At 68.6% G+C, this 26,673-nt stretch carries 25 protein-coding genes; 10 read left to right on the top strand and 15 right to left on the bottom strand.

The window, feature by feature from the left end:
• Window positions 1-50: 50 nt before the first annotated feature.
• A complete protein-coding gene (aceE, locus tag AGI3411_RS20450; protein WP_129529168.1) occupies window positions 51-2,714 on the top strand; it encodes a pyruvate dehydrogenase (acetyl-transferring), homodimeric type in 2,664 nt (887 codons plus the stop codon).
• Window positions 2,715-2,722: 8 nt separating this feature from the next.
• On the opposite strand, the gene AGI3411_RS20445 is transcribed toward aceE, so the two are convergent.
• A complete protein-coding gene (locus tag AGI3411_RS20445; protein ID WP_129529167.1) occupies window positions 2,723-3,346 on the bottom strand; it encodes a LysE family translocator in 624 nt (207 codons plus the stop codon).
• Window positions 3,347-3,518: 172 nt separating this feature from the next.
• Here AGI3411_RS20445 and gorA point away from each other — a divergent pair, with 172 nt between their 5' ends.
• Complete coding sequence (gorA, locus tag AGI3411_RS20440) at window positions 3,519-4,877, top strand: glutathione-disulfide reductase (RefSeq protein ID WP_129529166.1); 1,359 nt, start codon at window positions 3,519-3,521, stop codon at window positions 4,875-4,877.
• A gap of 1 nt (window position 4,878) precedes the next feature.
• Here gorA and AGI3411_RS20435 read toward each other — a convergent pair whose 3' ends face one another.
• On the bottom strand, window positions 4,879-5,700 hold the full coding sequence (locus AGI3411_RS20435; RefSeq protein WP_129529165.1) for a DUF72 domain-containing protein: 822 nt from the start codon (window positions 5,698-5,700) through the stop codon (window positions 4,879-4,881).
• Between the two features lie 151 nt (window positions 5,701-5,851).
• Here AGI3411_RS20435 and AGI3411_RS20430 point away from each other — a divergent pair, with 151 nt between their 5' ends.
• Together AGI3411_RS20430 and AGI3411_RS20425 are read left to right on the top strand one after the other, a co-directional pair.
• Entirely contained in the window at window positions 5,852-6,484 is a 633-nt protein-coding gene (locus tag AGI3411_RS20430) for a LysE family translocator (RefSeq protein ID WP_129529164.1), read from the top strand.
• A complete protein-coding gene (locus AGI3411_RS20425) occupies window positions 6,484-6,780 on the top strand; it encodes a hypothetical protein (RefSeq protein ID WP_129529163.1) in 297 nt (98 codons plus the stop codon). Before AGI3411_RS20430 ends, AGI3411_RS20425 begins: the two co-directional genes overlap by 1 nt.
• Window positions 6,781-6,946: 166 nt before the next feature.
• On the opposite strand, the gene pdxR is transcribed toward AGI3411_RS20425, so the two are convergent.
• A complete protein-coding gene (pdxR, locus tag AGI3411_RS20415; protein ID WP_425265362.1) occupies window positions 6,947-8,464 on the bottom strand; it encodes a MocR-like pyridoxine biosynthesis transcription factor PdxR in 1,518 nt (505 codons plus the stop codon).
• An 82-nt stretch (window positions 8,465-8,546) separates the two neighbouring features.
• Between pdxR and AGI3411_RS20410 the strand changes: the two genes are divergently transcribed.
• Together AGI3411_RS20410 and AGI3411_RS20405 are read left to right on the top strand one after the other, a co-directional pair.
• Complete coding sequence (locus tag AGI3411_RS20410) at window positions 8,547-9,275, top strand: GNAT family N-acetyltransferase (protein WP_129529162.1); 729 nt, start codon at window positions 8,547-8,549, stop codon at window positions 9,273-9,275.
• Entirely contained in the window at window positions 9,266-10,162 is an 897-nt protein-coding gene (locus AGI3411_RS20405) for a DMT family transporter (RefSeq protein WP_129529161.1), read from the top strand. Before AGI3411_RS20410 ends, AGI3411_RS20405 begins: the two co-directional genes overlap by 10 nt.
• Here AGI3411_RS20405 and AGI3411_RS20400 read toward each other — a convergent pair whose 3' ends face one another.
• The 4 genes from AGI3411_RS20400 to AGI3411_RS20385 all read right to left on the bottom strand — a co-directional run bounded on the left by AGI3411_RS20400 (window position 10,163) and on the right by AGI3411_RS20385 (window position 13,627).
• Entirely contained in the window at window positions 10,163-11,047 is an 885-nt protein-coding gene (locus AGI3411_RS20400) for a DMT family transporter (protein WP_244240411.1), read from the bottom strand.
• A 56-nt stretch (window positions 11,048-11,103) separates the two neighbouring features.
• On the bottom strand, window positions 11,104-11,439 hold the full coding sequence (locus AGI3411_RS20395; RefSeq protein WP_129529159.1) for a thioredoxin family protein: 336 nt from the start codon (window positions 11,437-11,439) through the stop codon (window positions 11,104-11,106).
• Window positions 11,440-11,452: 13 nt separating this feature from the next.
• Window positions 11,453-12,730, bottom strand: a complete 1,278-nt coding sequence (locus AGI3411_RS20390; protein WP_129529158.1) for a Zn-dependent hydrolase — start codon at window positions 12,728-12,730, stop codon at window positions 11,453-11,455.
• Window positions 12,731-12,832: 102 nt separating this feature from the next.
• Entirely contained in the window at window positions 12,833-13,627 is a 795-nt protein-coding gene (locus AGI3411_RS20385; protein ID WP_129529157.1) for an enoyl-CoA hydratase/isomerase family protein, read from the bottom strand.
• A 137-nt stretch (window positions 13,628-13,764) separates the two neighbouring features.
• Between AGI3411_RS20385 and AGI3411_RS20380 the strand changes: the two genes are divergently transcribed.
• Window positions 13,765-14,676: an SDR family oxidoreductase gene (locus AGI3411_RS20380; RefSeq protein WP_129529156.1), complete on the top strand. Its 912-nt coding sequence runs from the start codon at window positions 13,765-13,767 to the stop codon at window positions 14,674-14,676.
• Here AGI3411_RS20380 and AGI3411_RS20375 read toward each other — a convergent pair.
• Window positions 14,640-15,365, bottom strand: a complete 726-nt coding sequence (locus AGI3411_RS20375; RefSeq protein ID WP_129529155.1) for a TetR/AcrR family transcriptional regulator — start codon at window positions 15,363-15,365, stop codon at window positions 14,640-14,642. The genes AGI3411_RS20380 and AGI3411_RS20375 overlap by 37 nt on opposite strands.
• A gap of 113 nt (window positions 15,366-15,478) precedes the next feature.
• Between AGI3411_RS20375 and AGI3411_RS20370 the strand changes: the two genes are divergently transcribed.
• The 3 genes from AGI3411_RS20370 to AGI3411_RS20360 all read left to right on the top strand — a co-directional run bounded on the left by AGI3411_RS20370 (window position 15,479) and on the right by AGI3411_RS20360 (window position 19,978).
• Complete coding sequence (locus tag AGI3411_RS20370) at window positions 15,479-17,101, top strand: acyl-CoA synthetase (RefSeq protein ID WP_129529154.1); 1,623 nt, start codon at window positions 15,479-15,481, stop codon at window positions 17,099-17,101.
• Window positions 17,102-17,245: 144 nt separating this feature from the next.
• Window positions 17,246-19,102, top strand: coding sequence for a phosphoenolpyruvate carboxykinase (GTP) (locus AGI3411_RS20365; RefSeq protein ID WP_129529153.1), 1,857 nt, complete (start codon window positions 17,246-17,248; stop codon window positions 19,100-19,102).
• Window positions 19,103-19,348: 246 nt separating this feature from the next.
• Complete coding sequence (locus tag AGI3411_RS20360; protein ID WP_129529152.1) at window positions 19,349-19,978, top strand: class I SAM-dependent DNA methyltransferase; 630 nt, start codon at window positions 19,349-19,351, stop codon at window positions 19,976-19,978.
• Window positions 19,979-19,985: 7 nt separating this feature from the next.
• Here the strand turns inward: AGI3411_RS20360 and AGI3411_RS20355 are convergent, their stop codons facing one another.
• The 7 genes from AGI3411_RS20355 to AGI3411_RS20325 all read right to left on the bottom strand — a co-directional run.
• Window positions 19,986-20,483: an ureidoglycolate lyase gene (locus AGI3411_RS20355; RefSeq protein WP_129529151.1), complete on the bottom strand. Its 498-nt coding sequence runs from the start codon at window positions 20,481-20,483 to the stop codon at window positions 19,986-19,988.
• Window positions 20,483-21,217: an ABC transporter ATP-binding protein gene (locus tag AGI3411_RS20350; RefSeq protein ID WP_129529150.1), complete on the bottom strand. Its 735-nt coding sequence runs from the start codon at window positions 21,215-21,217 to the stop codon at window positions 20,483-20,485. Before AGI3411_RS20350 ends, AGI3411_RS20355 begins: the two co-directional genes overlap by 1 nt.
• Window positions 21,210-21,947, bottom strand: a complete 738-nt coding sequence (locus tag AGI3411_RS20345) for an ABC transporter ATP-binding protein (protein WP_129529149.1) — start codon at window positions 21,945-21,947, stop codon at window positions 21,210-21,212. The genes AGI3411_RS20350 and AGI3411_RS20345 overlap by 8 nt, the downstream gene beginning before the upstream one ends.
• Window positions 21,947-22,915: a branched-chain amino acid ABC transporter permease gene (locus tag AGI3411_RS20340; protein ID WP_129529148.1), complete on the bottom strand. Its 969-nt coding sequence runs from the start codon at window positions 22,913-22,915 to the stop codon at window positions 21,947-21,949. The genes AGI3411_RS20345 and AGI3411_RS20340 overlap by 1 nt, the downstream gene beginning before the upstream one ends.
• A 2-nt stretch (window positions 22,916-22,917) precedes the next feature.
• Window positions 22,918-23,808: a branched-chain amino acid ABC transporter permease gene (locus AGI3411_RS20335; RefSeq protein WP_129529147.1), complete on the bottom strand. Its 891-nt coding sequence runs from the start codon at window positions 23,806-23,808 to the stop codon at window positions 22,918-22,920.
• A 256-nt stretch (window positions 23,809-24,064) separates the two neighbouring features.
• Window positions 24,065-25,273 carry an ABC transporter substrate-binding protein gene (locus AGI3411_RS20330; RefSeq protein WP_129529146.1) on the bottom strand — a complete coding sequence of 403 codons (1,209 nt, stop codon included), beginning with the start codon at window positions 25,271-25,273 and terminating at the stop codon, window positions 24,065-24,067.
• A gap of 133 nt (window positions 25,274-25,406) precedes the next feature.
• The coding region (locus tag AGI3411_RS20325; protein ID WP_165359228.1) for an amidase at window positions 25,407-26,673 on the bottom strand (1,267 nt) is incomplete at its 5' end.

Below are 26,673 nucleotides of genomic sequence, written 5' to 3'. Positions count from 1 at the left end.
GGTAACCGTGACTGACGGGATGCCGCCATCGCGCCCACCAGGAGGACGCCATGCAAACCCCGATCGACCCCGCCGACGCCGACCCGCAGGAAACCCAGGAATGGTTGGAGGCCATGCAGGCCGTGCAGGTCTATGAAGGCGGGCCGCGCGCCCATTACCTGCTCGACCGGCTGATCGATCAGGATCGCGCCGCCTGCGGCGGCTATGCGGCGCCGATGGTCACGCCCTACGTCAACACCATCGGTTTGCCGCGGCAGGGAGCCTTCCCGGGCGACGTGGGCATCGAGCTGCGCCTGGACGCCTATCTGCGCTGGAACGCCATGGCCATGGTGCTGCGGGCGGGCAAGACCTCGGGCGTGGGCGGGCACATCGCCACCTACGCCTCGGCCACGACGCTGTACGAAACCGGGTACCGGCACTTTTTCCGGGCCGCGGCCCCCGGTTTCCTCGGCGACATGCTCTACATCCAGGGGCATTCCGCGCCGGGCATCTACGCCCGGGCCTATCTGGAAGGGCGCGTCTCGGAGGACGAGCTGGACCGCTTCCGGCGCGAGACCGGCGGGGGCGGGCTGTCGTCCTATCCGCACCCGCGCACGATGCCGTCGTTCTGGCAGTTTCCCACGGTATCGATGGGGCTGGGGCCGCTGATGGCGGCCTACCAGGCGCGCTACATGCGTTATCTGGAGGATCGCGAGCTTATCCCGGCGCAGGGCCGCAAGGTGTGGGGTTTCCTGGGCGACGGCGAGCAGGACCAGCCCGAAACGCTGGCCGCCGTGGCGATGGCGGGCCGGGAACGGCTGGACAACCTGATCTTCGTGGTGAACTGCAACCTGCAGCGCCTGGACGGTCCGGTGCGCGGCAACGCCAAGATCATCCAGGAACTGGAGAGCGTGTACCGGGGCGCCGGCTGGAACGTCATCAAGGTGATCTGGGGCGGCGGCTGGGACGAGCTGCTGGCCCAGGACCACGACGGCCGCCTGCGCCGCCGCATGATGCAGTGCGTGGATGGGGAATACCAGGTGTTCAAGGCGCGCGGCGGCGCCTACGTGCGCGAGCACTTCTTCGGCGCGGATCCGCCGCTGCTCGAACGCGTGGCGCACCTGAGCGACGAGGAGATCGGCGCGCTGAACCGGGGCGGGCACGATCACGCCAAGGTCTACGCGGCCTATGCCGAAGCGGTGGCGCACACGGGGCGGCCCACCGTGATTCTGGCCAAGACGGTCAAGGGCTACGGCATGGGCGCGGCGGGCGAGGCGGCCAATACCAATCACCAGCAGAAAAAGATGGCGGACCCGGCGGTGCGCGCGTTCCGCGACCGCTTTGCGATTGGCGTGCCCGACGAGCAGCTGGAACGCATCCCTTACATCAAGCCGGCGCCCGGCAGCGCCGAGCAGGCGTACTTCGACGCCGCGATCGCGCGCGCGGGCGGGCACCTGCCCAGGCGGCTGCCCGGCCCCGGCCCGCTGGCGACACCGCCGCTGGAGGCGTTCACCGCCCACCTGAAGGGCAGCGACGGCCGCGAGTTCTCGACGACCATGGCGTTCGTGCGCGTGCTGGCCCAGCTGCTCAAGGATCAGTCGATCGGCCAGCGGGTGGTGCCCATCGTGCCGGACGAGTCGCGCACCTTCGGCATGGACGGCATGTTCCGCCAGGTAGGCATCTATTCGCACGTGGGCCAGCTCTATACGCCGCAGGACGCCGACCAGCTCAGCGTCTACCGCGAGGACCGCAAGGGGCAGATCCTGCAGGAGGGGATCAACGAGTCGGGCGCCATGTCGTCATGGATCGCCGCCGCCACCGCCCACAGCACGCACGGCGTGGCCACCATTCCGTTCTACATCTTCTATTCGATGTTCGGCTTCCAGCGCGTGGGCGACCTGGCCTGGGCGGCGGGCGACATCCGCGCGCGCGGCTTCCTGCTGGGAGCGACGTCGGGGCGCACCACGCTGGAGGGCGAAGGCCTGCAGCATGACGACGGCCACAGCCACGTGCTGGCGTCCGTCATTCCGTCCTGCGTGGCCTACGATCCCGCCTATGCCTACGAGATCGCCGTGATCCTGCAGGACGGCATGCGCCGCATGTACCAGGACGAAGAGGACGTCTTCTACTACCTGACACTGATCAATGAAAAGACGGCGCATCCGCCCATGCCCGAAGGCGCGGAGACCGGGATCGTGCGCGGGATATACCGCCTGCGCGAGGGCGCGGCCGGCGCCGCGCGGGTGCAATTGCTGGGCAGCGGCGCCATTCTGGGCGAAACGCTGGCGGCGGCGGATCTGCTGCAGCGGGATTTCGGCGTGCCGGCCGATGTGTGGAGCGTGACCAGCTATTCGGAATTGCGCCGCGACGGCCAGGAGGCCGAGCGCTGGAGCCGGTTGCACCCGCTGGAGGACAGGCGGCGCGGATATGCGGAAATGGTGCTGGCCGGCAGCGCGGGTCCGGTGGTGGCCGCCACCGACTATATGAAGACGGTGGCCGAACAGATCCGTCCGTTCATGGCGGACCGCCGCTACGTGACGCTGGGCACCGACGGCTTCGGCCGCTCGGATACGCGGCAGGCCTTGCGCGCCTTCTTCGAGGTAGACCGCCATCATATTGCGCTGGCGGCGCTGAAAGCGCTGGCGGACGATGGGCTGATCCCGCGCGAACGGTCGGCCGAGGCTATCGTCCGGTATGGCATAGACCCGGAGGCCGCGTCCGCGGCCTTGCCCTAGCGGGCCGCCTAGGCGCGGCGCGCCAGTAGCGCCCAGACCCCGGCGGCGGAGAGCAGGGCGCCGCCGCCCAGGTTGAAGCCGCGCTGCGCCCGGGGCGACGCGAGCAGCCGGCGGGCGGATCCCGCGAATACCGCGTAGGCGGCGGCATTGATGCCGGCGCAGGCGACGAAGGTGCCCGACAGTATCCAGAGCTGGCGCGTCACGTCGCCCGCGGGGTCGATGAATTGCGGCAGGAAGGCCACGAAGAAGATGATGCCCTTGGGATTCAGCGCGGTCACCAGGTAGGTATTGGCGAACAGTTTCCAGCGCGAGCCCGCGGCGCCGGCCTTGGGCAGCAGGGCCGGCGAGACGCCGGCGCGCAGCAGCTTGAAACCGAGGTACAGCAGGTACAGGCCGCCCACGGTCTTGACGACGGTGAACCAGAACGCGGACGCCGCCAGCAGCGCGCCCAGGCCGACCAGCGACAGCGCCAGCGCGGTGGAATCGCCCAGCGCCACGGCAAGCACCAGCGGCAGCCGGGCGCGCTTGCCGTGGGTGAGGGAATAGCTGATGACGGTAAGTATCGTGGGGCCGGGCAGCATCACGAGCAGGGCGGACGCGCCCAGGAAGGCCAGCCAGGTTTCAAGCGACATGGGTTCGGCTCCGGAGAGAGGCGGCGGCGCGAGGCGCCGGCCTGCGGCCCACTGTATAGCAATCGCGGCCGCCTGGATACCGCGTCCGGCCGGACCGGCGCCCCAGGTAGTGTTAAATACAGCTTTCCCGGACAGTGAACGCGGGCCCTGGCGGCCGCGCGAAGGAAACATCATGGCATTTGATTTTGATTTGTTTGTGATCGGCGCGGGTTCCGGCGGCGTGCGCGCGGCGCGCTTCGCGGCCGGCTTCGGCGCGCGCGTGGCCGTGGCGGAAAGCCGTTACCTGGGCGGCACCTGCGTCAACGTGGGCTGCGTGCCCAAGAAGCTGCTGGTCTATGGCGCCCATTACAGCGAGGATTTCGAGCAGGCGCAGGGTTTCGGCTGGAGCGCCGGGCAGCCCACGTTCGACTGGCCCGCGCTGATCGCCAACAAAAACCGCGAAATCGAGCGTCTCAACGGCATCTACCGCAACCTGCTGGTCAACAGCGGGGTGACGCTCCTGGAAGGGCACGCCCGCATCCTGGACCCGAATACGGTCGAAATCAACGGCAAGACCTATCGCACCGCCCATATCCTGGTAGCGACCGGCGGCTGGCCCCAGGTGCCCGACATCCCGGGCAAGGAACATGCCATCACCTCGAACGAGGCCTTCTTCCTCAAAGAACTGCCGCGCCGGGTGCTGGTGGTGGGCGGCGGCTACATCGCGGTGGAGTTCGCCTCGATCTTCAACGGCATGGGCGCGCAGACCACCCAGGCCTATCGCGGTCCGCTGTTCCTGCGCGGTTTCGACCAGGGCGTGCGCGAGCACCTGCGCGACGAACTGGTGAAGAAGGGTATCGACCTGCGCTTCAACACCGAGGTGGTCCGCATCGACAAGCAGGCCGACGGCTCGCTCGCCGCTACCCTCAAGGATGGCTCGGTCGTCGAGGCCGATTGCGTGTTCTACGCCACCGGCCGGCGCCCGATGCTGGACAACCTGGGGCTGGAGAATACGGCGGTCAAGCTGAAGGACGACGGCTTCATCGAGGTCGATGACGAATACCGCACGGCCGAGCCGTCCATCCTGGCCATCGGCGATGTGATCGGCAGGGTGCCGCTGACGCCCGTGGCGCTGGCCGAGGGGATGGCGGTCGCGCGGCGCCTGTTCCGCCCCGAGGAATACCGGAAGGTGGATTACCGCTTGATTCCCACCGCGGTGTTCAGCCTGCCGAATATCGGCACGGTGGGCATGACGACCGAAGAGGCGCGCGCAGCCGGCCATGAGGTCAAGCTCTTCGAAAGCCGTTTCCGCCCCATGAAGCTGACCCTGACCGAGTCGCAGGAAAAGACGCTGATGAAGCTGATCGTCGACGCCAAGACCGACCGCGTGCTGGGCGTGCACATGGTGGGCCCGGACGCGGGCGAGATCGTGCAGGGCATCGCGATTGCCCTGAAGGCGGGCGCCACCAAGCAAGTGTTCGACGAGACCATCGGCATCCACCCCACGGCCGCCGAGGAGTTCGTCACCTTGCGCACGCCGGTCGCGCAGTAGGCTACAGGCGCTGGATCAGCGCGCGCGCCGCCGCTGGCGCGCGCTCTTTCGCGCCGTTGATGAAAAAGGCATACACGTCGCCGGGCCGCGCCGCGGCGCCCGGGGCGCCGATGCGCGGCAGGTCCGCCGGATCGATCCCGCGCGCCCACGCGCGCAGGCGCTCCGCCCAGGCGTCCAGCGCCTTGGGCGCATAGCCCGCCTTGTAGGCGGCGCTGGCGCGCATCAGCCGCGCATACACGAACCCGGCCGTGCGGTCGGCCATCGAGGGGTAGTCCTCGCTGTCCGTGAACACGGTGGCCGCGCGGTGGCGGCGGGCCAGCTCCAGGTAGGCTTCGCAAGCGAAACTGGGGTGGCGCACGTCCAGCACGTGGCGTAGCGGCAGCCCGTCCACCTGCTCCGGCAGCAATGCCAGGAAGGCGCCGAAGTCTTCGGGGTTGAAGACCTTGGTGGGGGCGAACTGCCACACGATCGGGCCCAGCTTGGGGCCCAGCTCCGCGATGCCGCCCCGCACGAAGCGGTCGACCGAGTCCTTGGCGCCCGCCAGTTCCCGGCGGTTGGTCGCGTAGCGCGACGCCTTCAGCGAAAAGACGAATCCCTCCGGCGTTTCGTCGCGCCACTTGGCGAACGTGGCCGGCTTCTGGGTGCTGTAGTACGTGCCGTTGATTTCGATGGTGGTGAGCTGGCGGCTGGCATACTCCAACTCCCGCGCATGGGGCAGGGTTTTGGGGTAGAAGGTGCCGCGCCAGGGGGCGTATGTCCACCCCCCTATGCCAATCCGGATGGCGGGCGCGCCGCTTTCCGGGGACGGTTGGGAATGCTGCATGTCCGGACACTCCATGCAAACGAACGGAACAACTGTATCGCTGGCGCCACTCGCCCGTAAACTCCCGTCGGAAAAATTCTCTGTTCCGATACAGATTTGGGCTAAGGTGTAAATTCACGATTCCACTTGCCCGCGGCTGCGCCGGCCCATCATGCCTGACCTTACCCACCTCCTGACGTTCGCCCTGGTTGCCCTGGGCATGGTGCTCACTCCCGGGCCCAACATGATCTACCTGGTCTCCCGTTCCATCTCGCAGGGCGCCCAGGCCGGGCTGATCTCCCTGGGAGGCGTGGCGGTCGGCTTTATTTTCTATGTGTGCTGTGCGGCGTTCGGCATCACGGCGCTGCTGATGGCGGTGCCCTATGCGTACGACGCGCTGCGGATCGGCGGCGCGGTGTACCTGCTGTACATGGCGTGGCAGGCGATCCGCCCCGGCGGCCGTTCGCCGTTCCAGGTGCACGACCTGCCCAAGAGCAGTCCGCGCGCCCTGTTCACGATGGGGCTGCTGACCAACCTGCTCAATCCCAAGATCGCGATCATGTACGTGTCGCTGCTGCCGCAGTTCATCCAGCCGGAGCGCGGCAGCGTGTTCACGCAGTCGCTGGCGCTGGGCATGACGCAGGTCGTGGTCAGCCTTTCCATCAACGCCCTCATCGCCATCATGGCCGGATCCATTGCCGGCTTCCTGGCGGGCCGCCCGTTGTGGATGGTCGTGCAGCGCTGGTTGATGGGCACGGTGCTGGCCGGGCTGGCGGTGCGCATGCTGACGGATTCGCGCCGCTGATGCCGGCGGGCGAAGGCTTTTTCGCATCGCTGGGCGGCATGCTCGGCGAAGCGCTGCGCAGCCTCGTCGCGGGGCTGAAGTGGCTGCTGGGCGGCTTCGCCAGCGCGCTGGGCGATTTCTATTCGGGGCTGGCCGGCGCGATGGGCATGAGCCCGTCGATATTCAATCTCGTCCTGCTGGCGCTGGGGCTAATGTTCCTGTGGGGCGCGGTCAAGGCGCTGTTGCGCCGCTCAATCATCGGCTTCCTGTTCTGGCTGTTCATGGCGCTGCTGGTGCTGGGCGGGCTGAGCGGCTAGCGCCTCTCCCAGCGCTTCCCGCAATCGTTCGATTCGGCCCTGCCGCTGCTGGCGCATAGGCAGGCGAGCGGCATCGCCTTTCCGGGCGCAGCCATGCTGCTGAACGATGGCTTCGAGAAGGTCCGCTTCACCGCGCCCAGGCTGTCGGTGCATGCCGACTGGCTGATCATGGTCCGCTACGGACGCGCTTGAGCCCCAGCGCGATCTCCCGGATCCGCCGCACCAGCGTGGGGAAGCGCTCGGCCCCCGTATTGCCGTAGCCGATCACCAGGCCGTTGTCCTGCGGCCGGGGCGACATCGCGAACGCGGACAGGGCACTGGGGTTCATGCCCACCCTGCGCGCCTGCTGCACGATGTCCCGGTCCGGGTAGGCCGGCGGCAGCCGCACCGTGAGGTGCAGCCCGCTGTGCCCGCCCAGCACTTCGTGATCGATTCCCAGGTGGGCGGCCAGCGCGTCGCGCAGGGCGGCCTGCCGTTCGCGGTACAGGCGGCGCATGCGTCCAAGGTGCCGCGAGAACTGGCCGTTCTCGATGAAGGCCGCCATGGTCAGCTGTTCCAGCCGGTGGCCGCCGCGCAGCATTTCGATGACGGAGGGCATGGCTTGCGCGGCGATGGCCTCGGGCAGCACCAGGAAGCCCAGCCGCAGGGCGGGGAACATGGTCTTGCTGAAGGTGCCGACGTACAGCACGGGCGCGTCGGCCACCAGGCCCTGCATGGCCGCGATGGGTTCGCCCTGGTGGCGGAATTCGCTGTCGTAATCGTCTTCGATGATCCAGGCGCCGGCCTGCCGGGCCCGTTCGATCAGGTCCAGCCGGCGCGTCAGCGACAGGACCGCGCCCGTGGGATATTGGTGCGAGGGCGTGGTCTGGATGAGCCGGGGCGGGCGGTCGCGCCAGGCGCTGTCGGGGATGACCATGCCGTCCGCGTCGACTCGCAAGGCCACTACGTCCAGGTCGCCGCCGTGGAAGGCGGACTTCGCGCCCCGGTAGCCGGGCTCCTCCAGCCAGGCGATGTCGCCAGGATTGGTCAGCAGCTGCACGCAGAGCGCCAGCGCGCCTTGCGCGCCTTCGGTGATCACGATGCGGGACGCGTCGCAGCGTACGCCGCGCGACACGCGGAGATACTGGGCAATGGCTTCGCGCAGGGCGGGCTCGCCCACGGGATTGCCGTAGCCCAGGGCGGTGGCGGGCGCGGCCTGCAACGCGCGGTCCTGCGCGCGGCGCCAGGCGTTGATCGGGAACTGCGTCAGGGCCGGCGTGCCGGGCGTCATGGGCAGCGAGCCGTCGTGCGCGTTGCGCGTGACGACGATGCGCGCGAGCCGCCTGGCGGTGGCGGGGGCCCTGGCGGGCGGCGCCGCGGCATGCTTGGCGGCGCCGGCGGCGGCCGACAAGGGCGCGACCCGCGTGCCCTGGCGGTCGGCGATGACGAAGCCTTCCGCCGTGAGTTGCTCGTAGGCGATGAGCACCGTATTGCGGGAGATCTCCAGCTCTTCGGCCAGCGTGCGCGACGAAGGCAGCTTGCCGCCGGCCGGCAGTTGCCCGGCCAGGATGGCCTGCTTGAGGCGCTGGATCAATTGGCGCTGGCGCGGCAAGGCGCTGGGGCCGCGCGTGAGCGGGCTGGCGAGCAGGGCGGAGGCGGTCATCATGGCCCTATTAAATTCCAGGATCGTGGTGCTTTTTATCATGCCACGATTCCGATATCGTGAGGCCATGCAGATTGCGTCCGCCAATGCCGGCGGCGCGTGCCAACCGAAGAGGCCCAGCAGCATGCAACCTCGCGTCAACGCCTTTGAGCAACCCATCGGCCCGGAAATGCCGGGCTGGACGGCGCGCCCGCGCCCGCCGGCGACGCCGGTGTCCGGCCGCTATTGCCGGCTGGAGCCGCTATCGGCCGAGCGCCATGCGGCGGATCTGTACCAGGCGTTCAGCCTGGCGCCGGACGTCAGCGACTGGACCTATATGTCGGTCGGCCCTTTTGCCAACGAGGCCGCGTATCGCGCGTTCGCGGAAAAGGTCCAGGCGGGCAGCGATCCGATGCACCATGCCATCATCGACCTGCAATCGGGCCGCGCCATCGGCACCCTGGCCCTGATGCGCATCGATCCGCCCAATGGGGCGATCGAGGTCGGCTTCGTGTCGTTCTCGCGCCAGCTCAAGCGCACGCGCATCGCCACCGAGGCGCAGTTCCTGCTGATGCGCCGGGTCTTCGACGAGCTGGGCTATCGCCGCTACGAATGGAAGTGCGACAGCCTGAACGCGCCGTCCCGTGCGGCGGCCGCCCGCCTGGGCTTCGCGTTCGAGGGCATCTTCCGCCAGGCCACGGTCTACAAGGGGCGCAGCCGCGATACGGCGTGGTTCTCCATCGTGGACGGCGAATGGCCCGCTCTGCGCGCGGCCTACGAGCGGTGGCTGAGCCCGGACAATTTCGACGCCGAGGGCGGGCAGCGCCAGGGGCTTGCGGCGCTGATCGCCAGGGAAAAGGCCGCGTGCGCCTGATCCCCGTCGCGCTGGCCCTGTTCTGGGGGCTGAACTGGCCGGCGGTGAAAATCATCCTGGCCATCGTCCCGCCGTTCACCCTGCGCGTGCTGGGCCTGGGCAGCGGCGCCCTGTTGCTGTTCCTGCTGGCCCGCGTGAAACGGCTGGACCTGCTGCCCCCGCGCGCATCGTGGCCGGGCATCGTGGTGGGGGGCTTTCTGGCGGTCGCGGTCTTCAACCTGGCCGTGGCCTGGGCGCAGCTCAGCACCAGCACCTCGCGCGCCGCGGTACTGACCTTCACCATGCCAATGATGTCGGCCGTGCTGGCGTGGGCGGTCCTGGGCGAACGCCTGGACCGGCGCCGGGCGCTGGCGCTGCTGCTGGGCGCGGGCGGGGTGTCCATCCTGGCCTGGCCGGTGCTGCGGGCGGTGTTCGGCGAACACGACCTGGCCGCGGCCAAGGGCCTGGCTTTTCCGCTGATCGCCGCGTTCGGCTGGGCCGCGGGCACGGTCTATCTGAAAGGCTGGCCCGTGGCCGGCCACCGCATCGTGATCACCGCGTGGCAGCTGGTCGTGGGGGCGGCGTGCGCCCTGGCGGGCGTGCTGGTCTCGGGCGAATCGTTCCCGCTGCAGGGCTGGAGCCTCCGCGTGGTGGCGGCGTTGTCGTTCCATATCGTGCTGGGCACCGCCGTCGCGTACTGGCTCTGGTTCGTCCTGAGCGAACGGGTCAGTGCCACGGTGGCGACCCTGACCACCTTGATGGTGCCGGTGGTCGGGGTGCTGGGCGCGATGGCGCTGGTGGGCGACCGGCCCGCCCCGCTGGACTGGTGGGGGTTCGGCATGGTGCTGGCGGGAGCGGCCCTGATCGTTCTGAACCTGGATGCGGCGCCCGGGCGGCGCCGGGCCTGATCAGCGGGCGCGCCGCAGTTTTTCGCGCAGCAGTTCGGCGCCGCTGACCAGCGTGATGCCGGCCAGCACCAGCACGGCGCCGAGCACGAAGGCGGCGTCCAGCGGCTCGTCCAGGATGAGCACGCCGAAACTGACGCCGAACAGCGGCGTCATGAACGACAGGATCGACAGGCGCGACGCCAGGTAGCGGCGCAGCAGCCAGAACCATGCCAGATAGCTGGACAGGGCCACCACTACGGCCTGGAACCCGACGCTGAGCACGGCCGCCGGCGTATAGTGGAAGCCGTCGCTGCCGGTGGCCGCGGCAAACCCCAGCAGCCCGACCGCCGCCGCCGCCATTTGGTAGAACAGGGTCTTTGCGGGCGCCGCCTCCGACAGCGAGGTCTTGCGGATCGCCACGGTGGTGGCGCCCCACAGCAGGCCCGCGATCAGGCCCATCGCATCGCCCAGCAGCATGTTGGGAGCGCCGGCGAGCCCCTCGGGCTGGCCCTTGCCCAGGAACGCGACGGCGATGCCGCAGAACGCGACCGCCACGCCGAGCCACTGCAGCGGCTTCATGCGCTCTTCGGGCAGCAGCCAGTGCAGCCCGAGCGCCGCGAAGATGGGCGCGGTGTACAGGAACACGGACATGTGCGAGGCGGTGGTGTAGACCAGCCCCTGCGCCACGAACAGGAATTCCGCGGCGAACAGCAGCCCCACGATCAGGCCGGGCACGGCGGTGCCGTCGCTGAAGGCGCGCGCGCCTTCGCGCCGCCACACGACCACGGTCAGCACCAGCGCGGCGAAGGCCGAGCGCAGGCCGATCTGCATGATGGGCGCCACGTCGCTGGCGACCAGTTTGATCGCGATCTGCTGGAATCCCCAGCAGACGCATAGCAGCAGCATGGCGCCGGTGGCCAGCGAGTCCAGCGGCTGGCGCAGGGCCCTGGGGGCGGGGGTGTTCACGGCAGCTCGGCCGGATAGCTGTCCAGGGCCAGCCCGATCTGCTGGCGCAGATCCCATTGCGCCAAGGTTGCCTGGACGGGGCCGAAGAAGGCGCCGTCGCGGGTCACGAACATGGCGGGCAGATGGAAGACCTCGTAGCGTTCGACCAGGCCGCGGTTGTCGCCGGCGTCCACCCAGCACAGACGTTCCACCGGCAGCTCCAGCTGCGGCAATTGTTCGCGCGCGACGCGGCAGTTGCCGCAGGTGCGGCTGTGGAAGACCAGTAGCGATAGGCCGGGCGCGTCCAGGAGGAAGCGGTCGGCGGTGCTGTCGTTGAGTTCTATCTGTTCCATGGGCATAGGGTGTTCAGGCGCCGCGCAAGACCCGGTCCAGCGCCAGCACCGACTGGTACAGCACTCGGGTGCCGTCCAGCAGCTGCGCGGGCTCGATCCATTCTTCGGGGCAGTGGCTGCGGCCGTTGAGGCAGGGAATGAAGATCATGCCGATGGGGCCGGTCGGCGCCATGTAGACGGCGTCGTGGCCCGCGCCGCTGGGCAGGCGCATCGACGCGTAGCCCAACTGGTCGGCGGCGGCCTGCACGGCGTCCATCACCAGCGGCGTGCAGTCGGTGGGCCGGGCGCGGCTCAATTGCGTGAAGCTTGCCGTCAGGCGCAGCGCCTTCAGGTCCTGCGCCACGCCGGCCATCAGGGTTTCAGGGAAGGCGTCCAGCACGGCGTCGCTGTCGCTGCGCATTTCCAGCGTCAGCTCGACCAGGCCGGGCACGGCGTTGGCCGCGTTGGGCGTCATGGACAGGCGGCCCACCGTGGCCACCACATAATGCGGATTGCCGCTGGCGGCGCTGGCTTGGCGGCTGGCGGCATCGATGATGCGGGCGGCGCCCACCAGCGCGTCGCGGCGGATGTCCATGGGCGTGGTGCCGGCGTGGTCGGGCTGGCCTTCCACGGTGATCAGCACGCGGCGGATACCGACGATGTTGGTGACCACGCCTATCGGCAGGCCGCGGTTTTCCAGCACGGGGCCCTGTTCGATGTGCAGTTCGACGAAGGCGGCGGTTCCGCCGGCGCCGCGCAGCGGCGCGTTCAGCGCTGACGGGTCGCCGCCGATGCGGGCGATGCCCTGGGCCAGCGTTTCGCCCTCGGGATTCCGGGCCGCCAGCATGTCGGCGGTCAATTGGCCGGACAGCGCGCGGCTGCCCACGCACGAGATGCCGTAGTCGCTGGGTTCCTCGGACAGGAAATCGATGACTTCGAAAGGATGCTCCAGCTGGACGCCGTGCTCGCGCAGACTGTGGGCCACTTCGATGCCCGCCAGCACGCCGATGATCCCGTCGAAGCGGCCGCCGCGCATGACGGTGTCGCAGTGCGAACCGGTAGCGATGGGCTTGCGCGCGGCGTCGCGGCCGGGCAGCGTGCCGATCAGATTGCCGCCGGCGTCCAGGCGCGTGGCCAGGCCGGCGGCTTCGAATTCGCCGCGCAGCCAGGCGCGGGCGCCGTCGAACAGCGGCGAAAACGCCCGCCGCGTCCAGGGCATGTCGGGCAGGGTGAATCGGGACAGGGTTTCGACGCGAGCCCAGAGGCGCTCGGCGTTCAGAGGAGGAAATGCGGGAGGGGTGGCTTGCGGCATGAGACTTCCTGAAGGGCGCCTGCGATTATGGCACGCGCCGCAGCGGGGGCCGCGGCGCGGCTTCGGGCACGCCGCGGGCCGGTTTCCCGGGAAAGGGCCGCGCTAAGCGCCTTCGCGCCAGGAAGGCTCGCGTTTTTCCAGGAAGGCGGCCACGCCTTCCCTGGCTTCGCCGGTGCTGCGGATGGCCGCGATGCGTTCGACCGTGTCAGCGATCAGCGCCGCGTCTATCGGCCGGCCGGCGAAATCGCGGACCAGCCGCTTGCTGGCCTGCACGGCGCCCGGGCCGTTGGCGCACAGCGCGCGGCAGACCGCTACGGTTTCTTCCGCCAGGCGCTCCGGGGGAACGACCTGGTGCACCAACCCCAGGCGCAGCGCGGTGGCGGCGTCGAAGCGTTCGGCCGTCAAGAAGTAGCGATTGGCGGCGCGTTCGCCCATGGCGCGGATCACATAGGGGCTGATGGTGGCGGGCAACAGGCCCAGCCGCGTCTCCGACAGGCAGAAATGGGCGTGGTCGGCGGCGATGGCGATATCGCAGGCCGACAGCAGCCCCATCCCGCCGGCGTAGGCGTCGCCGTTGACGCTGGCCACCACCGGCTTGGGGCAGGACCAGATCGCGTGCAGCATGCCGGCCAGCCGCCCCGCGTCCTCGCGATTGGCGGCATCGGTCAGGGTGGCCATCTTGCGCATCCAGTTCAGGTCGCCGCCGGCGCAGAACGCCTTGCCCGCGCCGGTCAGCAGCAGCACGCGGACCTGGGCGTCGTCGGCGGCGGCCCGGACCGCGTCAGTCAGGCTGGCGATCAGTTCCTCGTCGAAGGCATTGCGCATGTCCGGGCGGTTCAGCGTCAGGCGGGCGATGGCGCCGTCACGGGCGACGTCCAGCGGGGCTTGCATCGTCATGCGGGATCTCCTGTTTTGTTGATCAAGGCTCAATAAGGCGCGTGAGCTGGTGGAGCGATTCTAGGAGGAATTTGGCCGTTCCGCGATGCCTGTTGAACGAATATTGAGTTATCCTCAAAAAAATAATGGAGCGAGACATGGAATCACACGCAGGCGGACGCGCCGCCGACCAGCGCTACGCGTCGGTTTTCCGGCCGGGTCTTTTCGAAGGCAGGACGATCCTCGTGACGGGCGGGGGCAGCGGCCTGGGCCGCTGTACCGCGCATGAATTGGCGGCCCTGGGGGCGAACCTGGCGTTGGTCGGGCGCAAGCTCGACAAGCTGCAGGCGGCGGCAGAGGAGATCGCGCGGATCTACCCCGAAGCCGCTGGCCGGGTCAGCGTGCACGCTTGCGATATCCGCGACGAGGCTGGCGTGCGCGGCGCGGTTGCCGACGCGCTGGCCCGGCACGGCGCGATCGATGGCCTGTTCAATTGCGCGGGCGGGCAATTCCCCGCGCCGCTGGACCGCATCAGCTTCAACGGCTGGAACGCGGTGGTCCAGAACAACCTGCATGGCACCTTTCTGATGGCGCGCGAGGTCTACACTCAGCACATGCGCCAGCACGGCGGCGCCATGGTGAACATGCTGGCCGATATCTGGGGCGGCATGCCGGGCATGGGCCATTCGGGCGCGGCCCGCGCCGGCGTCTGGAACCTGACCGAGACGGCCGCCTGCGAATGGGCGCATGCGGGCGTGCGCGTCAACGCGGTGGCGCCGGGCTGGATCGCCTCCAGCGGCATGGACAGCTATGACGAGGCATACCGCGCGGTGCTGCGCGAGCTGAAGACCAAGGTGCCCCTGCAGCGCTTCGGGACCGAAGCCGAGCTGGCCGCGGCGGTGGTCTTCCTGCTGTCGCCGGCGGCCGCTTTCATCAATGGCAGCGTCATCCGCGTGGATGGCGGCGTGCCCAACGCGCGGCATTCCTGGACGTTGCAGCCCGCCGAGCGCGGGGAAACCTACAACGGCTTCCCTCAGTACGTGCCGCCGTCCCTGTTCTCCGACGACTGAAGGCGATGCAGGGCATCCCGCACGTCGCCGCGGAACTGAGCGAGCGCCAGCGCGTCCTGCGCGGGCGGCTGCAGGGCCTGCCACAGGAAGCCGACCAGCTGGTCGGCGGTGGCGCCCACGTCTACCCGAGCGCCCCGCAGGATGGCGTCCCACAACACGTGCTCCATCGGCCCGTAGACGGCCGAGCGCAACAGCCGCAAGGGCATGTCGCGCCGGATGTCGCCGTCCGCCTGGCCCTGGGCCAGGATGCGCATGAGCGGCGCGGTATAGCGGCGCTGCAGCGCCGCGTAGACCTCGCCGAAGTCATCGTTGCGCGCCCGCCCCTCGGAGAGAATGAAGGCGCACAGCCCGGATCCTTCCGCCAGCAGGTGCCGCAGGTGCGCATGCACCAGGTAATGCAGCTGCGCCCGCGCGCCATGCACGCGAGGCAGGTCGTCTTCCACTTTGGCGATGATTTCGTCGTACCAGTCGCTGATGACCCGCACGCACAGTTCGCGCTTGCCGCCGAAATAGGTGAAAACCGTGGCTTCGGACACGCCCAGCCGCTGCGCGATCTCCGTGGCCGTGGCGGCCTGGAAGCCCGCTTCGGAAAAGACCTGGCGGGCGATGCGCAGGATGTCCCGGATGCGCTGCTCGGATTTGGCGCTGGCCGGCGGACGGCGCATCGGTACGGTGGCGGCTTTTTCCATGCGGGGAAGGGCGACGAGGCGGTGGGCGGGGGCTTATTATTGAGCCTGGGTCAAGTTTGTGGCAAGACACGCGATCCGGGCACTTTCCACACGAACAACATCAGAGACAAACCATGCTGTCCAGAGCCGATTCCTACACGCAGCTTGCGTCCCAATTCCAATGGCAGGTGCCGGCGGCCTACAACATCGGCGTCGATGCCTGCGACAAGTGGGCCGACGGCAGCGGCCGGCTCGCGCTGATCTACGAGAAAAGCGACGGCGCCCAGTCGCGCTATACCTTCGACCAGATCAAGGCGCAGTCCAGCCGCCTGGCGAACAGCCTGGAGGGCCGCGGCATCAAGCGCGGCGACCGGGTGGCCATCTACCTGCCCCAGGCGCCCGAGACGGCGGTGACGCACATCGCGGTCTACAAGATGGGCGCCGTGGCGGTGCCGCTGTTCACCCTGTTCGGGGTGGACGCCATCCAGTACCGGCTGGCCAATAGTGGCGCGGCCGCGCTCGTGACCGACGCGGCCGGCTGCCGCAAGCTGCGCGAGATCCGCGCCAGCCTGCCCGACCTGAAGGTCGTTTACTGCATCGACGACGAAATCGTGGACGACGCGGTGCCGTTCCATGCGGCGCTGACCCAGGAGTCCGAGGAATACTCGCCCGTGGCGACGGCGGCGGACGATCCGGCGGTCATCATCTATACCTCGGGCACCACCGGCAAGCCCAAGGGCGCGCTGCACGCGCACCGCGTGCTGCTCGGCCACCTGCCGGGCGTCGAGATGTCGCACGAGTTCTTCCCCGAGAACGCCGCGCTGATGTGGACGCCGGCCGATTGGGCCTGGATCGGCGGGTTGCTGGACGTCTTGCTGCCCGCCTGGCACCACGGCGTGCCCGTGCTGGCGCGCCGCTTCGAGAAGTTCGACGGCGTCAGCGCCCTCGAACTGATGGCGCGCCACGGCGTGACGCATACCTTCCTGCCGCCCACCGCGCTGAAAATGATGCGCGGCGTGGCGCAGCCGCCCGGCGCGCCCGCCCTGGCGCTGCGTTCGGTGGCCAGCGGCGGGGAATCGCTGGGCGCGGAACTCATCGACTGGGGCCGCCGCGTGCTGGGCGTCACCATCAACGAGTTCTACGGCCAGACCGAGTGCAACATGCTGGTGTCGTCGTGCTCGTCGCTTTTCGATCCCGTCATCGGCGCCATCGGCCGCGCCGCGCCCGGGCACCGGGTCGCGATCGTGGATGACCGGGGCGCCGAAGTGGCGGATGGACAAGAAGGCAACATCGGCGTATTGCGGCCCGACCCAGTCATGTTCCTGGGCTACTGGAACAACCCGCAGGCCACGGCCGAGAAATTCGCCGGCGACTACCTCCTGACCGGCGACCTGGGCGTGCGCGACGAAGCGGGTTTCATCCGTTTCGTCGGCCGCAACGACGACGTCATCACCAGCGCCGGCTACCGCATCGGACCGGGCCCCATTGAGGACTGCCTGATTGGCCACCCGGCCGTGCGCATGGCGGCCGTGGTGGGCGTGCCCGATGCCGAGCGCACCGAGATCGTGATGGCCTACGTGGTATTGAACGACGGCTTCCAGGGCGACGACGCGCTGGTGAAGTCCCTGCAGGCCCATGTGCGCACCCGCCTGGCGGCGCATGAATATCCGCGCGCCATCCGCTTTGTAACCAGTTTGCCGACCACCGCCACGGGCAAGATCATCCGCAAGGAGCTGCGCGATGGCCGCTACGCGTGAGCGGTCTCAACCCGTGACAATGTCGTCCATGTGGATGGGTTGACGGGCAGCCGGCCGCTGCAAGTATGATGGCGCAAATTGCTACGGCCCCAATCAAATTGGGGCCGTAACACCATTAGCCTTACTAGTATGGAGATAACCCCGATGAATAAGCCTTTGGATGGGGGATTGGCAGCCTTGAACGTGCCCGCCTATGTCAAGCACCGCGGTCTGATCGACTGGGTGGCGAGCTTCGTCGCGCTGGCCAAGCCTGACCACGTCGTCTGGTGCGACGGGTCCCAGGAAGAGTACGACCGGCTTTGCGAACAGATGGTCCAGTCGGGTACCTTGCGCAGGCTCAACCCCGCCAAGCGGCCTAATTCCTACCTGGCCTGGTCGGACCCTTCCGACGTCGCCCGCGTGGAAGACCGTACCTTCATCTGTTCCGACCGTCCCGAGGACGCCGGCCCCACCAACAACTGGGCGGATCCCGCCGAGATGCGCGACACGCTCAACGGCCTGTTCGACGGCGCCATGCGCGGCCGCACGCTGTACGTGGTGCCGTTCTCGATGGGCCCGCTGGGATCGGACATCGCCCACATCGGCGTGGAACTCTCCGACAGCCCCTACGTGGCGGTGAACATGCGCATCATGACGCGCATGGGCAAGCAGGTCTACGACGTGCTCGGCACCGACGGCGAATTCGTGCCGTGCGTGCATTCGGTGGGCAAGCCCCTGGCCGCCGGCGAGGCCGACGTATCCTGGCCGTGCAACCCCACCAAGTACATCGTCCACTTCCCCCAGAACCGCGAGATCTGGAGCTTCGGCTCGGGCTACGGCGGCAACGCGCTGCTGGGCAAGAAATGCTTCGCGCTGCGCATCGCCTCCACCATGGGGCGCGACCAGGGCTGGCTGGCCGAACACATGCTGATCCTGGGCGTTACCTCGCCCAAGGGCCGCAAGTACCACGTGGCCGCCGCGTTCCCCTCCGCCTGCGGCAAGACCAACTTCGCCATGCTGATCCCGCCTCAGGGCATGGACGGCTGGAAGGTCACCACGATCGGCGACGACATCGCCTGGATCAAGCCCGGCCCGGACGGCCGCCTGCACGCCATCAACCCGGAAGCCGGCTACTTCGGCGTGGCGCCGGGCACCAGCGAGCAGACCAACTTCAACGCCATGGCCACGCTCAAGGCCAACGTCATCTTCACCAACGTGGCGCTCACCGATGACGGCGACGTCTGGTGGGAAGGCATGACGGACACGCCGCCAGCGCACCTGACCGACTGGCAGGGCCAGGACTGGACGCCCGCCATCGCGCGCGAAAGCGGCCGCAAGGCCGCGCATCCGAACGCGCGCTTCACCGCGCCCGCCGCGCAATGCCCGTCCATCGACCCCGAATGGGAAAACCCCAAGGGCGTGGTCATCGACGCCTTCATCTTCGGCGGCCGCCGTTCCACCACCGTGCCGCTGGTCACCGAAGCCCGCAACTGGGTCGAGGGCGTCTACATGGCCGCCACCATGGGGTCGGAAACCACCGCCGCGGCCGCGGGCCAGCAGGGCGTGGTGCGCCGCGATCCCTTCGCCATGCTGCCGTTCTGCGGCTACAACATGAGCGACTACTTCAATCACTGGCTGAAGCTGGGCAAGCAGCTGGAAGCCGCCGGCGCCACGTTGCCGCGCATCTACTGCGTCAACTGGTTCCGCAAGGGTCCGGACGGCAAGTTCGTCTGGCCCGGCTTCGGCGACAACATGCGCGTGCTGCGCTGGATGCTGGGCCGCATCGACGGCCAGTCCAAGGGCGTGGACCAGGTATTCGGCATTTCGCCCAGCTACCAGGACATCGACTGGACCGGCCTGGAATTCAGCCCGGACAAGTTCGAGCAAGTCATGTCCGTGGACGCCGCCGCCTGGCGCGAGGAGCTCGCCTTGCACGACGCGCTGTTCAGCCAGTTGGAACAACGCCTGCCCGAAGACCTGCCGGCCACCAAGGCCAAGATCGAAGGGCGGCTGGCGGCCTGAGCGCGAAAGTGCCGGATGGGCAGACCGGCACAGTCGAGTCGTGGTGTCAGACACCCTGCGTGGCGCCTGCGCAATCCGCAGTGCCTCTCACCAGGGTGTCAGGCACTGGCCATGTCGGTGTCTGACACTCCACGACCGCCCGTCATGCTGAGTCAGTGTCTGACACTCCACGACCTGCTGAGTCAGTGTCTGACACCCCCCCCTCCCAAAGCAGATCCCACGCCGCATTTCAGGCACAATCGCCTGATGAAACTCGACTCCGAAGACCTGGCCAAGATCAGTGCATTGACCTTGGCGCACTACCAGGAAAACGCCGAATCGTTCGAGGCCGGCACGCGCGATCACGATGTCAGCCAGAACATTGCCGCGCTGCTGCGCCATATCGAGGGCGAACCTCCCTGCGACATCCTGGATCTGGGCTGCGGCCCGGGCCGCGACCTGAAGACGTTCACGGCGCTCGGCCATCGGGCGGTGGGCCTGGACGGCACGCCGCGTTTCGTCGAAATGGCGCGCCAGGCGAGCGGGTGCGAGGTCTGGTTGCAGGACCTCCTGCAACTGTCCCTGCCCGCCGGCCGGTTCGACGGCATCTTCGCCAACGCCGTGCTGTTCCATGTGCCCGGGCAGGAGCTGCCGCGGGTGTTGCGGGAATTGCGCGCCGCGCTGAAGCCGCGCGGCGTGCTGTTCAGCTCCAATCCGCGAGGCGGCAACCAGGAAGGCTGGAACCGCGGCCGTTACGGCGCCTACCATGATCTGGAGGGCTGGCGCGGCCTGCTGACGGACGCGGGCTTCGAGGAGCTCGAGCACTATTACCGGCCGCAGGGCCTGCCGCGCGAACAGCAGCCCTGGCTGGCCAGCGTCTGGCGGCAGACGGCGTAGCGCGGGCTCAGGCCGCGCGGATCACCCAAGGCGCGTCCGGCAGCGGCACCAGTTCGCAGTCCACCTGCGCGCCGGCGCGCTCCAGCACTGCGAACTCCCCGTCGGCCAGCGCCATCAGCGGATGGTGCCAGACGTCCCGGCGCAGGGTGATGCCCACGCCCGGCCCCGCCAGGAACGCGCGCAGCGTGGCCGTGTCGGGCGCGTCCGCGCCCAGCGCGACCAGCACCACGTACGGCGTGGCGGCCAGCGGCAGGAAAGTCTGGCTGCCCAGCCGGTGGCGTTCCAGTACCTGGGCGGCGAAGGGCAGGGCGATCGCCCGGGCCCGGAAAACGGAGAGCGATGGCCGGCCCCCGCCGTCCAGGAGGTCGGGTTCTTCCATTTCCACCCGCAGCGAGGTGCCGTCATTGATGGCGCGGCCGCCCCGGCCCGCGCTGGTGACGACTTCTCCGTAGGGGGCGAACGCCTCGGCCGACAGGGGTTGCGCCAACAAGGTCCGCGTGTCCATCAGAAATTGATCCCCAGCCATTCGCGCACCTGTTCGTGCAGGTCGCCGGCAAAATCCTCGGGCGAGCCCGAGGCGGTGATTTCACCCAGGCTCAGCACGTAGATGTGGTTGGACATGGCCACGACGCGGCGCACGTTGTGGTCCACCAGCAGGATCCCCATGCCCGCGTCGGCGAACGCGCGGATCCACTGGAACACCTCGGCCGCCACCCGCGGCGCCAGCCCGATGCTGGGTTCGTCGATCAGGCAGACCTGGGGCTGCACCATATAGGCCTTGGCGAACTCCAGCGACTTCTGCTGGCCGCCCGACAGATTGCCGGCCTGGTCCTTGAGCTTCTCTTTCAGCACCGGGAACCGCTCCAGCGTGTCGGCAAAGCGCGGCTCGATCACGTCCCCATAGCGCTTGTGGCGGCCTTCCAGCGGCAGGCGCAGGTTTTCCTCCACGGTCAGGTAGGGGAACAGGCTGGATTCCTGCGGGATGTACCAGAGGCCATCGTCGATCATGCGGTGCGGCGCCTGGCCCGAGATGTCGCGCCCGGCCCGCGTGACGCGGCCGGACTTCGGCGGCAGGAAGCCGCAGATGGCTTTCATGAGCGTCGATTTGCCCGCGCCGTTCAACCCGATCAGGCCGCTGATGCGGCCGGCCTCCACCGTCAGCGATACGTTGCGCAGCACGTCGATGTCGCCCAGGTAGCCGGCGGTGACGTCTTCCATGGCCAGCAGCGTGTCAGGCATGGCTCTGCTCCTCTTGTCCCTGCTCGCCCAGGTAGGCCTCGATCACCGCGGGCTCGCGCAGCACTTGTTGCGTCGGGCCGTCGGCCAGCACGCGGCCCGCATTCATGCACACCGAGCGCGGGCACAGGTCCACGACCACCGGCATGTCGTGGCTGACCAGGATGAAGGTCTGGCCGCCTTCATTGCGGCGGCGGATGAACGTCGACATGGTCTCCTTCATGACGGGGTGCACCGCGGCGAAGGGTTCGTCCAGCAGCGCCACGCGCGGCGGCACCATGAAGCAGGCGCCGAATTCCAGGAGCTTCTTCTGCCCGCCCGACAGCTGCCCCGCGTCCAGGTGCGCGACGTGGCCCAGCTTGAGCTCTTCCAGCAGTTCCAGCGCGCGCCGGCTGGCGCCGGCCTCGTCCAGCCCCATCGCCAGCCCGCATACGACCAGGTTGTCGTAGGCGCTGACCCGGTTGAAGACGCGGGTCATCTGGAACATGCGCAGCACGCCCAGCCGGGTGAGGCGGGTGGGATTCAGGCCGATGATGCTGCGGCCGTCCAGCTTTACGTCGCCCGCGTCCGCCGCCAGGTGGCCGGACAACACGTTGAGGAGCGTGGTCTTGCCCGAGCCATTGGGGCCGATCAGGCCCAGCAGTTCCCCGTCGGCCACGTCCATGCCCGCGCCGTTCACGGCGAGCAGGCCGCCGAAGCGTTTCTGTATTCCGGATATCTGCAGCAGTGCCATCAGGCCCCCTTGGCGTTGCCCGAACGGCGCAGCACGGCGCGGCGCGCCAGGCCCCACAGCCCTTCGCGGAAAAAGCGCGCGAACACGATGACCAGCAGCGCGAACACGATCATCTGGATGTTGCCGACGTCGCGCAGCAGTTCGGAGGCGACATACACCAGGACCGCGCCCAGCAGGGGGCCGACCAGCGTGCCCATGCCGCCGATCACCACCATCGCGATCACCATGCCGGTCTGCGCCACGATGCCGAGCTCCGGGCTGACCAGTTGCGCGAACGTTCCGTACAGGCCGCCGGCGAATCCGCAGATGGCGCAGCTGACGAGGAAGGCCAGCGTCTTGTAGCGCACGACGTCGATGCCCCGGCTGGCCGCGCCGATTTCGTCGTCGCGGATCGCCTGGAGAAAACGGCCCGGCCGGGCGCGCAGCAGCAGGAAGATCAGCAGCGTGACCGCGGCCAGCACGGCCAGGAACAGATAGTAGTTGCCGACCCGGCTTTCCAGCAGCGCGGGCACGTGCAGGCCCTGGTCGCCCCGGGTGAAGTCGATGGAGTTGTAGATCACCAGGCGCACGATCTCGGCGAAGGACAGCGTGGTCAGCGCCAGGTAGGGGCCGGACAGGCGCAGCACGATGCGGCCCAGCACCAGCCCGATCAGCCCCGGCACCACCGCGGATAGCGGCAATCCGAGCCACAGCGGCACGTTCCAGTGGTAGGCCAGCAGGCCGGTCGTGTAGCCGCCCAGCATGGCGAAGGCCGCCGGTGCCAGCGAGAACTGGCCCGTGTAGCCCGCCAGCAGGTTCCAGCCGGAGGCCAGCATCGCGAAGTACATGCTGACGATCAGCACGCCAAGCCAATAGGGCGAGGAAATGCCCAGGGGCAGCAGCGCCAGCACGGCCAGGAACGCCAGCGACAGGCGCATTTCCTGGCTGAGCTTGTTGCGCAGCAGGTTGGGGTGGGCAAGCGGATCCATGGTCAGACCTCCCGCGCGCGTTCGCCGAACAGGCCCTTGGGCCGGAACAGCAGGATCAGGATCAGTAGCGCCAGCCCGAAGGTGTCGCGGTAGTCGTACGACAGGTAGACGGCGCCGAAGCTCTCGAGCACGCCCAGCGCCAGCGCCGCCAGGATGCTGCCGGGGATCGAGCCCATGCCGCCGATCACGACGATCACATACGATTTGATGGCCGGGAACGCGCCCACGTCCGGCGCGGGATTGATGACCGGGGCCAGCAGCGCGCCAGCCAGCGCCGCGAGCACGCCGGAGGCCATGAAGATGATGCTGCTGGCGCGCGCCGTATCGATGCCGGCGATGGAGGCGCCCAGCCGGTTCTGTGCCACCGCCTGGACCTGCCGGCCCCACAGCGAGCGCTTGATGAAGAGGGCCAGCCCGACCAGCAGCACGATGGACAGGCCCGCGGTGATCAGCTTCTGCCCGCTCATCATGAAGGGGCCGACGGCCATGCGCGTCACGTCCGAAAGTGCCGGGCCGCGCATCGGATACGGGCCCACGACCTTGTCGACCAGATTGATCAGCAGCAGCGACAGGCCGAAGGTGACGACCACGGCGTACTCGTCCTTCATGAGGCCCCACGAGCCGTAGCCCGCATACAGCGGACGCATCAGCCAGCGTTCCGTGGCCCAGCCCAGGGCCGCGCCGGTGGCCGCGGCGACGGGCAGCGCCAGCCAGGGCGGAACGCCCAGGGCCAGCGACACCAGGGTGTAGGTATAGGCCCCTACCATGTAGAACTCGCCGTGCGCGAAGTTCACGATCTTCAGGATGCCGAAGATCATGGTCAGGCCGACCGCCATCAGCGCGTAGAACAGGCCGATGATCAGGCCGTTGACGAAAAGGTCCAGTGCCAGCACTCGATGCTCCCCGACGCCGGGGCAGACCCCCGGCGTTCATTGAGGTTCAGGATGGATGCGGGTTGCCCCATAGTGCGTGGGGGCAACCTTTTTGCCGCCGGGCCGCCCCAAGGCAAAAAGCGCCCCCTCGGGGGGCAGCAAGCGCGCGGAGCGTGCGCAGCGTGGGGGCAACCTTTTTGCCGCCGGGCCGCCCCAAGGCAAAAGGCGCCCCCTCGGGGGGCAGCAAGCACGCATAGCGTGCGCAGCGTGGGGGCCATCATTGTTTTGGCTTGACCACTTTGTCGATCTGCAGCGGCTGGCCCGAAGCCTGGATCAGCGTGGTCTTGCTCAGGGGCTGATCCACTTCGGTCAGCTGGTAGGTGACGTACGGAATGTCGACCCACTGCTGGTACGTGTAGCCGGGTTGCTGCGAGAAGCTGAACTTGCCGCGCACGCCCTCGAACTGCATGCCTTGCAGCGTCTTGATAATGGCGGCGCTGTCGGTCGACTTGGCTTCCTCGATCGCGCGGGCGATCAGCAGCACCGAGTCGGCGGCCTGGAAGATCAGGCGGTTGGGTTCGGTCTTGGCCTGCTTCTGGTAGGCGGCCCCGACGTCCAGGCCGAGCTGCGGCATGGGCATTTTCGGGTGGTACAGGCCGAACGCCAGCATGTACTTGCCGGCTTCCTTCACGTTCTTCCAGAAGTCGGGGTAATCGGCGATGCCGGCGCCGTCGTAGAACCAGGTCTTGGCGCTGGGCGCCACGCCTTGTTCATATAGCTGGTTCATCAGGATGTACGCGGCGGGGGGCAGCATGATGTTGACCACCAGCTCGGGCGGACTGCCGCGCAGCGGCAGCACCGCCGGCGTGAAGTCCTTGCCGGCGCGGTCCAGCGCCACGTACTTGTACTGGGTTTGCGGCGCGGCCTTCTTGAGGAATTCGCCCAGCAGCTTGGCCTGGCCGATGCCGTAGTCCGTGTTCTCGGCAAAGGCGACCACGCTCTTGACCTTCAGCGCGGCGATCGTGTCGGCCATGGCGCTGGAGACGCGCGTGTTGTAGTTGGCCGGGTTGAAGACTTCCGGGTAGCCCTTGCTGCGCACGTCGTCGGACCAGCAGTTGGTGTTGACGTACGGCACCTTGTAGCGGTGCGCCACTTCGATCTCGGCCAGGCAGACCGAACTCTGGTGGCCGCCGGTGATGGCGACGACCTTGTCGCGCGAGATCAGCTTCTCGGCCGCGGCGCGGCCCTTTTCAGGGATGCCCTGGTTGTCTTCGTAGACGATCTTCAGCGGGCGGCCCAGCACGCCGCCTTTGTCGTTGATCATCTTGGTGATGATTTCCACGCCATCCTTCACCTGGGTGCCTTGCACCACGGAGCCGGGCGGGGATTGGGCAATGCTCACGCCGATGACGATGGGGTCCGCCGCTAGGGCGGAGGAGGCAAGAACGACCGCGGATACGGCTGCGGCAAAGCGAAGCAGTTTCATCGTTGTTTCCTTTGGAAAGGAGCTGCGGCGATGCCGTCGTCCGCGAGGGCGAACGGTGTCGGCGGTCGGGGAACGTCGTTTGTTTTTTAATCCTGTAGTACCGGTCTGACCAGTTAGTGTTTACCAGCATGCATTAGTCGGCAAGCAGCGCCTCCACACGCGCGCCGGCATTCAGCACGCGCCAGTCGGCGCCGCGCGCGCCGGCGATCTGCAGGCCGATCGGCAAGCCGTTGCGGCCGTTGCCGCAAGGCAGTGTCAGGGCGGGCATGCCGGTCAGGTTGAAGGGCATGGTCAGCCCGGTGACCGCGGTATGCAGCGGCACTTCCTGGCCGCCGATGACGACGCCGCCCGCGCCGGAACGCGGTGGCTCGATGCGCAGGGTGGGCGTGACCAGCACGTCCACCGATTGCATCGCCTGGTCGAACATCCGCGCCAGCTGGGCGCGGCCGCGCTGCGCCCGCGTATACCAGGTGGCGGGAAAGAACTGCCCGATCTCCAGCCGCACCCGCACATCGGCGCCCAGGGTCTCGGGCTGGTCGATGAGGCGGCGCCAGTGGATATCGGTGGCCTCGCTGCACAGGGTTGCGAATTGCAGCGCCGCGCTGTGTTCGACGCCGGGCAGGTCTATCGGGACCAGGATGGCCCCATCGGCCTGCATCAGGGCCAGTGCGCGGTCGACGGCCTGCGCCACGTCGTCGGCCAGCGGGGCGTAGAAGTAGTTGCGCGGCACGCCCACGCGCAGCCCGCTCAGCGCGCCGACGCTGACGGTGCGTTCCGCCTGGCCCGCCATGATAGAGAAAGCCAGCGCCGCGTCCGCCACGCTGGCCGCGATCGGGCCCAGGTGATCCAGGCTGGCGCCCAGCGCCTGCGCGCCATCGCGCGAAACGGCGTCGAAGGTGGGCTTGAAGCCGACCACGCCGCAGCAGGACGCGGGAATGCGGATGGAGCCGGCCGTATCGGTGCCGATGGCCAGGCGGACGATGCCCGCGGCCACCGCCGCGGCGGATCCGCCGCTCGATCCGCCCGCGGTGAAGCCCGCCGCCCGTGGATTGCCCACCCATCCGTAGTGCGGGTTTTCGCTGGTGATGCCGTAGGCCAGTTCGTGCAGATTCGTCGTGCCGACCACGAGCGCGCCGGCGTCGCGCAGCCGCGCGACCGACAGCGCGTCGCGCAGGGCGGGCGGCGGCTTCAGCCCGCCGCTGCCGTTGGTCTGGGAGAAGCCCGCCACCTGCATCAGGTCCTTGACGGCGAACGGCACACCCATCAGCGGCATGGCGGCGCCTTCGCGCAGCTTGCGGGCCGCCGCCGCGGCGGCGCCGTCCAGCGCCGGCGTGTCCGACAGGGCGATGAAGGCGTTCAGGCCGACCTGCTGGCGCGCGGCGGCCAGCGCGGCCTTGGCG

It is taken from the genome of Achromobacter agilis (genome assembly GCF_900496965.1).
In the GTDB taxonomy this organism is placed as follows: domain Bacteria; phylum Pseudomonadota; class Gammaproteobacteria; order Burkholderiales; family Burkholderiaceae_B; genus Achromobacter; species Achromobacter agilis.
The sequence above is the reverse complement of the archived record's forward strand: the minus strand, read 5'-3'. Positions and strand labels throughout refer to the sequence as shown.